The organism is Dietzia sp. E1, from assembly GCF_014145015.1.
Taxonomy (GTDB): domain Bacteria; phylum Actinomycetota; class Actinomycetes; order Mycobacteriales; family Mycobacteriaceae; genus Dietzia; species Dietzia cinnamea_A.
Genome location: NZ_JAALDU010000114.1, coordinates 1 through 10,520 on the forward strand (window position 1 = coordinate 1; position 10,520 = coordinate 10,520).

7 protein-coding genes are annotated in these 10,520 nt (G+C 69.9%); all 7 read right to left on the reverse strand.

Annotation, left to right across the window (positions count from 1 at the left end):
- Window positions 1-699, reverse strand: a 699-nt coding sequence (narI, locus tag G6030_RS04935; protein WP_347238581.1) for a respiratory nitrate reductase subunit gamma, incomplete at its 3' end; no start/stop codon positions are given.
- A gap of 5 nt (window positions 700-704) precedes the next feature.
- Entirely contained in the window at window positions 705-1,412 is a 708-nt protein-coding gene (narJ, locus tag G6030_RS04940; protein WP_182642384.1) for a nitrate reductase molybdenum cofactor assembly chaperone, read from the reverse strand.
- Between the two features lie 4 nt (window positions 1,413-1,416).
- Window positions 1,417-3,069: a nitrate reductase subunit beta gene (narH, locus tag G6030_RS04945; protein ID WP_182642385.1), complete on the reverse strand. Its 1,653-nt coding sequence runs from the start codon at window positions 3,067-3,069 to the stop codon at window positions 1,417-1,419.
- Window positions 3,069-6,839, reverse strand: coding sequence for a nitrate reductase subunit alpha (locus tag G6030_RS04950; protein ID WP_182642386.1), 3,771 nt, complete (start codon window positions 6,837-6,839; stop codon window positions 3,069-3,071). Before G6030_RS04950 ends, narH begins: the two co-directional genes overlap by 1 nt.
- Window positions 6,836-8,095, reverse strand: coding sequence for an MFS transporter (locus G6030_RS04955; RefSeq protein WP_347238580.1), 1,260 nt, complete (start codon window positions 8,093-8,095; stop codon window positions 6,836-6,838). Before G6030_RS04955 ends, G6030_RS04950 begins: the two co-directional genes overlap by 4 nt.
- A 328-nt stretch (window positions 8,096-8,423) precedes the next feature.
- The gene (locus tag G6030_RS04960; protein WP_182642388.1) at window positions 8,424-9,692 is read right to left on the reverse strand and encodes a globin domain-containing protein; all 1,269 of its coding nucleotides are present in this window, start codon (window positions 9,690-9,692) and stop codon (window positions 8,424-8,426) included.
- Between the two features lie 132 nt (window positions 9,693-9,824).
- Window positions 9,825-10,283, reverse strand: a complete 459-nt coding sequence (locus G6030_RS04965) for an Rrf2 family transcriptional regulator (RefSeq protein WP_007627491.1) — start codon at window positions 10,281-10,283, stop codon at window positions 9,825-9,827.
- Between the last annotated feature and the right edge of the window lie 237 nt (window positions 10,284-10,520).

The following is a 10,520-nucleotide window of genomic DNA, read 5'->3' on the forward strand; positions in this document are numbered from 1 at the left end:
GTGGCGGTTGCCGAACTGGTCGGTCGGCCGCGAGCGGTAGACCACGTACGGCCGCCACAGGTACCCGACGGGCGCCGAGAACACGTGGACGAGCCGGGTGAACGGCCAGATCGCGAACAGCAGGAACGCCACGATCGCGTGCGCCTTGAAGCTGAACGGCGCGTCGGCCATCAGCGCGGGGTCCGGCTGGAACCAGAAGATGCCGCGGAACCACACGGCCAGATCCTCGCGGTAGTCGTAGTGGCTGATGATGTTGCCGATGATCGTGTTGCTCATGCCGAGGAAGATCGTCAGCGCGAGGAAGACGTACATCACCTTGTCGTTGGCCGTGGTCGCCGAGAAGACCGGCCCGACGGTGCGGCGGCGGTAGATGAGGATCACCAGCCCGACGACCGTGCAGAAGCCGGCGATCGCGCCGATCACCACCGCCAGCCAGTGGTACGCCTCCTGCGAGATGCCCACCGCCTCGGTCCACGACTTGGGGATCACCAGGCCGATGATGTGCCCGCCGATCACGAACAGCAGTCCGAAGTGGAACAGCGGGCTTCCCCAGCGCAGCAGGCGGGACTCGTACAGCTGCGAGGACCGGGTGGTCCAGCCGAACTTGTCGTAGCGGTACCGCCACCAGTGGCCCACGACGAAGATCGCCAGGCACACGTACGGCAGGACGATCCACAGGAACACGTCGATCCAGGTCACATCGGTCATGGGTGGGCCCCGCTCTCCAGGTAGGACGATGAGGTGAACGCCTCGAGGCCGACGTCCTCGTCGGGCGGGCCCTGGGCGATGAGCTTGCGGACCGCCTCGTGGCCCTCGCCGTCGATCGGCGGGAGGGTGGCGGTGACGGCCGAGACGACCCCGGCCCATTCCGACCGGCGATCGGTGAGAGCGATGCGCAGTGTCTCGAGCCCGGGCCTGTGGTTGACGAGCAGGCCGCGGCAGCGGTCGAGGTCGTGCTGGGCGCCGAACTCCAGGACCACGCCCAGATGGTCGGGCAGCTCCCGGGCCGACATCACGGCGCCCGCGAGCTTGTAGGCGGTGACGAAGGCGAGCAGGGCGGAGCCGCGCTTGCGGGTGTCGCCGTGCTGGTAGTACGTCAGGTACAGGCAGCAGCGCCTGCGCATGTCGAAGGTCTCGACGTACTCGGTCTGCAGGTCGGTCAGCGGTTCGCTCTCGAGTCTGTCGAGCAGCGGGAGCAGGGACCGGGCCGGACCGCCGAGCTCGTCGACCAGCGCCCGCATGGTGGGCACCTGTGCGACGAGTTCGGTCGTCGGGTAGTCCAGCAGCAGCGACGCCGCCTGGTAGAGCGCCCGGTCGGTGGGTGCGCCGCGGCCCACGACGGGCGTGCGGCCCGGTCGCACGGCCTGGCGGACGCGGGCGAACAGGTCGCCGGTGAAGAAGTCTGCGGCCACCGGTCTACCTCTTCCCCGGGAACAGGCCGCCCGCGCGCCCGTTGCCGTCCCAGTTGAGCAGGTTGATCCGCCGGTCCTTGCCCTCCGGCGAGGCGGGGGTGTCGGCGGTCTGCCGGTCGCGCAGGGCGTGGAAGTTCTCCACGGCGATGGGCACGTTGTGGTCGCCCGAGCCCTCGCCGAACGGGCCGGACCCGCCCATGCCGGGGCCGCCGTCGAAGTCGAGGCTGCACTCGGTGACGAGCTCCTCGAGGTCGTGGGCCTGCTCCTGGTGCGCGGTGGGGATGACGTACCGCTCCTCGTAGTGCGCCAGGGCGAGGAGCCGGTACATCTCGTACATCCCCTCCTCCGTCATGCCGACGGCCTCGCAGAGCTCGCCCCGCGGCTCGCGCCCGAGGTTGATGTCGCGCATGTAGGTGCGCATGGCGGCCAGCCGGTTGAGCACGCCCTGCACCACGTCCACGTCGCCGGCGCTGAACAGCTCGGCGAGGTACTCCAGCGGGATGCGGAGCCGGTCGATGGCGGAGAACAGGATGTCCGGGTCCTCGCCGTCGCCACCGTCGGCGGCGATCCGGTCGATCACCGGGGACAGGGGCGGGATGTACCAGACCATGGGCATGGTCCGGTACTCCGGATGCAGCGGCAGGGCCACCTCGTAGTCGTGGATGAGCCGGCGGATAGGGGAGCGGCGGGCGGCGTCCAGCCAGTCCTCGGGGATGCCCTCCGTCCGCGCGGCGGCGATCACCTCGGGGTCGTTCGGGTCGAGGAAACACGCGCGCTGGGCGGCGAGCAGGTCCTTCTCGTCCGGGGTGGACGCGGCCTCGGCCACCTTGTCGGCGTCATAGAGCACCAGGCCGATGTAGCGCAGCCGGCCGACGCACGTCTCCGAACACACCGTGGGGATGCCCACCTCGATGCGGGGGAAGCAGAACGTACATTTCTCGGCCTTACCCGTGCGGTGGTTGAAGTACACCTTCTTGTACGGGCAGCCGGTGATGCACTGGCGCCAGCCGCGGCACTTGTCCTGGTCCACCAGCACCACGCCGTCCTCGACGCGCTTGTAGATCGCGCCGGAGGGGCACGAGGCCGCGCACGACGGGTTGAGGCAGTGCTCGCAGATCCGCGGCAGGTAGAACATGAACGTCTGCTCGAACTCGGCCTTGACCTCGGCGCCGACCTTCTTGACGATCGGGTCGTTCGCCAGGTGCTCGGGCGAGCCGCCCAGGTTGTCGTCCCAGTTGGCCGACCACGAGATCTTCATTGGCTCGCCGCTGATGAGCGAGTACGGGCGCGCGACCGGGGTGTGCTGCTGCAGCGGCGCGGAGACCAGCGTGTCGTAGTCGTAGGTCCACGGCTCGTAGTAGTCGTCGATCGACGGCATGGTGGGGCTGGAGAAGATCTGCATGAGCTTCTTGGCCCGCCCGCCGGCCTTGAGCCGCAGGCGCCCCCTCCGGTCCAGCTCCCAGCCGCCCTTCCAGCGCTCCTGGTCCTGGTAGGTGCGCGGGTACCCGAGCCCGGGCCGGGTCTCGACGTTGTTCCACCACACGTACTCGGTGCCGGCGCGGTTGGTCCACGCCTGCTTGCACGTCACCGAGCAGGTGTGGCAGCCGATGCACTTGTCGAGGTTCATCACCATCGCCATCTGTGCCATGACCCGCATCAGTACTGCACCTCCTGGGAGCGACGGCGGATGACCGTCACCTCGTCGCGCTGGTTACCCGTGGGACCGATGTAGTTCCACGCGTAGCTGAAGTGGGCGTACCCGCCGATCAGGTGACTGGGTTTGACCATGATCCGGGTCGCCGAATTGTGGATGCCGCCGCGCTTGCCGTCGGTCTCGGACAGCGGGACGTCGATCGTGCGGTCCTGGGCGTGGTGCATGTACACGGTGCCCGCCGGCATGCGGTGCGAGACCACGGCGCGGGCCACGATCACGCCGTTGCGGTTGACGGCCTCGATCCAGTCGTTGTCCTTGACGCCGATGAGCGCGGCGTCGGCGTCGCTCATCCACACCATCGGTCCGCCGCGGCCGAGGCTGAGCATGAGCAGGTTGTCCTGGTACTCCGAGTGGATCGACCACTTGTTGTGCGGGGTCAGGTACCGGACGGTGAGTTCGGCGCCGCCGTCGTGGCCGAGCGTGGGCTCGCCGTACAGCTCGTGCATGTTGAGCGGCGGCCGATACACGGGCAGCTGCTCGCCCATCTCGGCCATCCAGTCGTGGTCCATGAAGAACTGCATCCGGCCGGTGAGCGTGTGCCACGGCTTGAGCCGCTCGGTGTTGATGACGAACGCGCTGTAGCGGCGTCCGCCGTGCTCGGAGCCCGACCACTCGGGCGAGGTGATGACCGGCTGCGGCCGCGACTGGGTGTCGGAGAACGTGATGCGCTTGCCCTCCTCGCCGCGGGACAGGTCGGCGAGCTCGCGGCCCGTGCGCTCCTCGAGCTGCTCGAAGCCCTGGGTTGCCAGGCGGCCGTTGGTGGTGCCGGACAGGGACAGGATGGCCTCGCACATCCGGATGTCGGTGTCGAGCCGCGGGCGGCCCTTGCCGACGCCCGTGCGCGTCTCGCCGTTGTGCCGCAGCAGTGCCGCGATCTCCTCGGTGGGCTTGAGGTTGAGGCCCTTCACCGGCATGCCGGCGGACTCGGCGAGCGGGCCGAGGGAGCCGAACTTCTCGCCGATCAGCCGGTAGTCGCGCTCGACCGTGGCGATCTTGGGGAAGTTCTTCCCCGGCACCGGCTCGCACGAGCCGTTCTTCCAGTCGGCCACCGTGCCGCCCGGGTTGGCCATCGCGTCCGGGGTGTCGTGGCCGAGCGGCACCGCCACCACGTCGGTCCGCGCGTCGAGGTGGCCGTGGCTGAGCTCGGAGACCTTCTCGGCGAGCATCTTGAACGTGTCGAAGTCGCTGCGGGTCTCCCAGGGCGGGTTGATCGCGGCGTTGAACGAGTGCACGAACGGGTGCATGTCGGTGGAGGACAGGTCGTGCTTCTCGTACCACGTGGCCGCCGGCAGGACGAGGTCGGAGAACAGCGTGGTGGACGTCATCCGGAAGTCCAGCGTCATGAGCAGGTCGAGCTTGCCGTCCGGGGTGGCGTCGCCCTCCTCGCGCCACACCATGTCGCGGCCGCGGTGGCCCTCGGGCGCCTGGTCGGCGCGCAGGGAGCTGTCGGTGCCCAGGAGGTGCTTGAGGAAGTACTCGTCGCCCTTGGCGGAGGACCCGATGAGGTTGGACCGCCACACGGTGAGGATCTTGGGCGCGTTGCCGGGGCCGTCGGGGTCCTCTGCCGCGAACCGCATGTCGCCGGCTTTGATGCGGTCCACCACGTACTCGCCGGCCGGAACGCCCGCCGCGGCGGCCTCGTCGCCCAGGTCGAGCGGGTTGCGGGAGAAGGTCGGGTACGAGGGCATCCAGCCCAGCCGCGCGGACATGGCCACCAGGTCCGGGGTGCTCATGCCGTCGAAGCGGCCGTCGCCGGTGGGGGAGGTGAGCACGTCGGCCGCGTACGCGTCGTACTTCCACTGCCCGGTGTGCAGGTAGAAGAAGGCCGTGGAGATCATCTGCCGCGGCGGGCGCGACCAGTCCAGCGCGTTCGCGACCTGCTGGAACCCGGTGAGCGGGCGGACCTTCTCCTGGCCCACGTAGTGCGCCCAGCCGCCGCCGTTGACGCCCTGGCAGCCGGTGAGGATGGTCAGGGACAGAAAGGCCCGGTAGATGAGGTCGGAATGGAACCAGTGGTTGGTGCCCGCGCCCATGAGGATCATCGAGCGGCCGCCCGAGTCCAGCGCGTTCTGGGCGAACTCGCGGCCGAAGCGCTCGGCCTGGGCGGCGGGTACGCCGGTGTGCTCCTCCTGCCACGCCGGGGTGTACGGGGCGGGGTCGTCGTATCCGGTCGGCCAGTAACCGGGCAGGCCCTCCCGGGCCACGCCGAACTGCGCCATCATGAGATCGAACACGGTCGTGACGATGACTTCGTCGTCGTCGTCCAGTACAACGGTGCGGACCGGCACGCCGCGCGTGACGGTGTCGGCCTCGCCGCGCGGCGTGTCGAAGCGCGGCAGGACGATCTCGGCGGTGTCCCCGCCCGGGGAGTGCAGGCTCAGGACCGGGTCGATCTCGCCCAGGTCGAGGTTCCAGCGGCCCTTGCCCTGCTCGCCGAACCGGTCGCCGAGCGTGCCGTTCGGTACCACCACGCGGTCGGTGACCGCGTCGAGCATCACGGTCTTGCTGGCGGCGTTCTCGCCCGGGTCCACGTCGAGGCGCACGGCGTCGGCGGTGAGGAACTTGTCCGGCACCACGGTGCCGTCGGCGCGGGTGCGCAGGGTGACGAGGAACGGCAGGTCGGTGTAAGTCTTGGCGTACGAGGTGAACTCGGGGGTGTCTCGACGGGCGTAGAACTCGGTGAGCACCACGTGGACCATCGACATGGCCAGCGCGCCGTCCGTCCCGGGGTGCGGGTGGATCCACTCGTCGGCGAACTTGGTGTTGTCCGCGTAGTCGGGGGAGACCACCACGACCTTCTGGCCCTTGTAGCGGGCCTCGGCCATGAAGTGCGCGTCCGGCGTGCGGGTGACGGGGACGTTGGAGCCCCACATCACCAGGTAGGTCGAGTTGAACCAGTCGGCGGACTCCGGCACGTCGGTCTGGTCGCCGAACACCTGCGGCGAGGCCACGGGCAGGTCGGCGTACCAGTCGTAGAAGGACAGCATGGAGCCGCCGAAGAGCTGCATGAAGCGCGCGCCGGCGCCGAACGAGGCCATGGACATGGCGGGGATCGGGGAGAACCCGGCGACGCGGTCGGGGCCCACGGTCTTGGCGGTGTACACGTGCGCGGCGGCCGCCATCTCCAGGGCGTCCTCCCAGCGGCAACGGACGAGCCCGCCCTTGCCGCGGGCGGCTTTGTAGTGGGCGCTCAGGACGGGGTCCTCGACGATCGACGCCCACGCGTCCACCGGGTCGGAGTGCACGGCCCGGGCGGTGCGCCACATCTGCATGAGCACGCCGCGCACGTACGGGTAGCGCACGCGGGTGGGCGAGTAGGTGTACCAGGAGAAGGCCGCGCCGCGCGGGCAGCCGCGGGGCTCGTAGGCCGGCAGGTCGTCACCGATGTCCGGGTAGTCCGTCTGCTGGGCCTCCCACGTGATGATCCCCTCCTTGACGTACACCTTCCACGAGCAGGAGCCCGTGCAGTTGACGCCGTGGGTGGAGCGGACCACCTTGTCGTGGCTCCAGCGGTCGCGGTAGAACACGTCGGCGTCGCGGCCGCCGGTGTGGGTGACCGTGCGGAGGTCCTCCGAGGCCTCGCCGCGTCGGAAGAACCGCCCGGTGCGGAGGATGGCGTCGGTGACGGGGCCGTCGAGCCGCCCGGAACCGGCGGGAGCGTCCCCGCCGTCCGAGGGTGACGACGACGAGCTGGGCGAGTCGACGCTGGTCATGCCGACGTCCTTTCAGTCGCGGGGGAGGCGCTACGGCCGGAGCGGAGGAACCACAGCCACGTGAGCACCGCGGTAGCCGCGGAGAGCACGAACAGCAGGAGCAGACCGATGCGGTAGTTGCCGTGGGCGGTCCAGAAGTAGCCGAGGAGCAGGGGTGGGACGAAGCCGCCCAGACCGCCGACGGCGCCGACGATTCCGGTCACCGACCCGACGGCCGACGGCTCGACGAGCTCGGCCACCAGGGCGAAGACGGCGCCCGAGGCGACGCCGAGGGACGCGCCCATGAACAGGAACACGACCGTGCCGAGCGGGTAGAGGGTGCCGCCCTCGGTGTTGATGAGGGGCATGCGCTCGGTCGCGGCGGCGGCCATCAGCCCGGTGACGATGTAGCTGACGATGAGCACCCACGCGCCGGGGAACCTGTCGGCCAGCGCGCCGCCGAGGGGCCGGCAGGCCACCGCGATCACGACGAACACCGCGGTGCGCAGGGCCGCGTCCTCCATGTCCAGCTCGTAGAAGTTGTGAAGGTAGGTGGGCAGGTAGACGGAGAACGCCACGAAGCCGCCGAAGCCCATCGCGTACAGCCAGGCGAGTTTGAGGGTGACCGGGCGGGCGAGGGTCCTGGCGGCCTTGACCACCCAGTTGCCCTGGGCCGGAGACCACGCCGGCGAGTTCGTCAGCAGCGCCCGGGCGACGACGGCGTAGACGGCGAGCAGGACCGCGACCAGGATGAACGGTGCCTGGTCGCCGAAGGCGTCGCGGAGCCGCAGGGTGGTGAAGGCCGCGATCGCCGTGCCGCCCATGCCGGCGCCGAAGATGCCGATGGCCGTGCCGCGTCGGTGCGGCGGGAACCAGGAGTTGACGGTGGGGACGCCGACGGCGAAAGAGGTGCCGCCGATCCCCAGGAAGAACCCGCCGACGAGGAGGGCGATGTAGCTGCCGTCGACGAACCCGACGAAGAGGGTGGGGATGATCGTCAGCGCGGCGATCAGCGGAAACATCGTACGACCGCCCAGGCGGTCGGTGAGCGCCCCGACGGGGATGCGGCCGAGCGACCCGACCACCACGGGCAGCGCCACCACGAGCGACTGCTCGAACGAGCTCAGGCCGAGCTGGTCCTTGTAGGTCGCCCCGAGCGGGCCCATCAGCGCCCACGCCCAGAAGGTGAGGAGGAAGCCCGAGAAGCACAGGGCCAGAGCGATGTTTGCCTGCGTCGGGTCGGGCCCCGTCTGTGGGGAGTTCGGGCCTGAGGCCACCGGAGGTCCTTTCACGTTGTTCTCGTGCGGCGGGTCCGCTCGGTCGTGGGCGGGCCCGAACCTGAGTGTGTGTAACCGTAGATCGCACCATCGGCGCTTCTCGCGCCTTGAGGCACTTTGTTATCGGGTAAATACACAACTCTTTGAACATTTAGAGTTTTTATGGAGAATGGCGCCGGTGAAACGCCCTGAATAACCGCCGATAATGTCCCGGAATGGGGGACGAAAAGGGAATTATCCACGCCCAATTGTTGATGTTCCCGCTATTACGCGGCCGTAAATCGGCCGTGGGCCCGGGCGACGGCGCACCGGGCCCGCGGCGGCGGGATCAGACCAGCCAGTCGTTGGGCGCGAACAGCTCGGCGTGGAGGCGATCCTCGGACACGCCGGCGTCGAGTAACTGCCGGCGGAGGGACTGGAGGAAACCGGTGGAGCCGCAGAGGAAGACATGTGCTCCCTCAGGGAGGGGGACCGACGACAGATCCATGAGGCCGCGGTGGACCGTGCCCGGGCCGGAGACGGTGTCGGCGGCCTGCTCGTACCACGTGTGGACCTCGGCGTCCGCGAGCATCGCGGCCTCACCGGCGACCTCGAAGGCGAGCACGTGATCGGCCGGGCTCCGGTCGGCGTGCAGGACGAGCACCCTACGCGTGTCCTCCGTCGCCGCCAGGTGGGCGATCATGCCGAGCATGGGCGTGATGCCGATCCCCGCCGAGCAGAGCACGACCGGGGCGGCCTCCCGGCCCTCCCCGATCCCGGCGGCGTCGAGGACGAGATCGCCGAACGGGAGGGTGACCTGGATGGTGGTGCCGACGGCCGCGTTGGCGTGCAGCCACCCGGAGACCTCGCCGGCAGGGCAGGCCTCGCCGTCCGCGTCGACGCGGCGGACGCCGATCCGCCACGTGCCGTCGCCCGGGGCGGTGGACAGCGAGTACTGGCGCAGCTGGCGGGCGCCGTCGGGCAGGACCACGCCGACCGAGGTGTACTGGCCGGGTCGGAAGTCGGGCAGCGGCTCGCCGTCCGGGCCGCCGAGGGTGAAGACGGCCACCGAGTCCGTGACGTCCTCGCGAGCCACCACGGTGGCGGTGCGGAACACGTCACCCGGCTCGACCTGCGCCTCGTCATAGAGGGCCTTCTCGAAGTCCACCAGGACGGCGGCCATGATCCAGTAGACCTCGTCCCACGCCGCTGCGACCTCCGGCGTGATCGCCTCGCCCAGGACCTCGACGATCGCGCCGAAGAGGTAGTCGTGGACCACCTGGTACTGGTCGGGCGTGATGCCCAGGCTCGCGTGCTTGTGGCCGATCCGCGAGAGCATGTCCACCGGGCTCCGGCCGTCCACCAGCAGGGTGGCGAACGTGGCGATGGACGCGGCGAGCGCGCGCTGCTGCGCACCGAGCTTCTGGTTGCCGCGGTTGAACGTGTCGCGCAGCAGCTCCGGATTGTCGGCGAACATCGTCCGGTAGAAGACCGGCGTGATCTCGTCGATGTGGGCGCCGATCACGGGCAGGGTCTCGCGGACCACGGCGGCGTGCTCGTCGGACAGCTCGCGGGGATGCGCGAGGATCGACTCCAGGGTGGTGATCGAGGTGGTCACGGGTACTCCTTCTGCGAGAGCGCCGGGACAGCGACGGACGTGTCGGGGCGCGACGGGGCCGTCCGAGCCCAAGGTGGGTCGGACTGCGTGTGGGTGGAGGACGAGGGTCGGCGGGTGTCACCGACCGGGCGGTCAGGGTCCCGGGCCGGTCCGGGGGCGGGCGCCGAGGCTGAGCGACACCTGGCGGGTGGGCGTGCGGACGATCCCGTCGACCGTCAGCGGGTCGAGGGTGGCGAAGAACGCCTCGCGGGCGTCCACCAGCGCGCGTCGGAGTCCGCAGTTGCCCGCGAGCGGGCAGGGCGTCGGGCCCTCACACTGGACAACCTCGCCCGGGCCCTCCAGTCGGCGCAGCAGCCGCCCGACCGACTCGTGCCGGCCGAGTTCGGTGATGACCAGCCCGCCGCCGCGGCCGCGCCGCGACTCCGCCAGGCCCAACTCGACCAGGCGGGAGACGATCTTGGCCACGTGGCTCACAGAGGCCTCGACCGATTCGGCGATCACCGCAGCGGTCATCCGCTCCTCGCGTTCGTCGGCGACGGCGAGACGCATGAGGGCGCGGAGCGCGAGATCGGAAGACCGGGACAACTGCACAACGCCGAGCGTGCCATATTGCGACTCGCCCCGGCGCATTTGTCGCGGGTGATCTCAAATACGTATTGAGCCGGGCATTTGCAGTGATCTCCCACCTGCGACGACGTCCTCGGGAGCGCACTCACGCGGCAGCCGCTCCTGACCCTGACGTCTCGCTCCTGCGCCTGCGTCGGGCAACCCCCGCAGCCGCTCCTCTCCCTGGCGTCTCGCGCGCACCGCGGGGTGGGCGAGACGCCA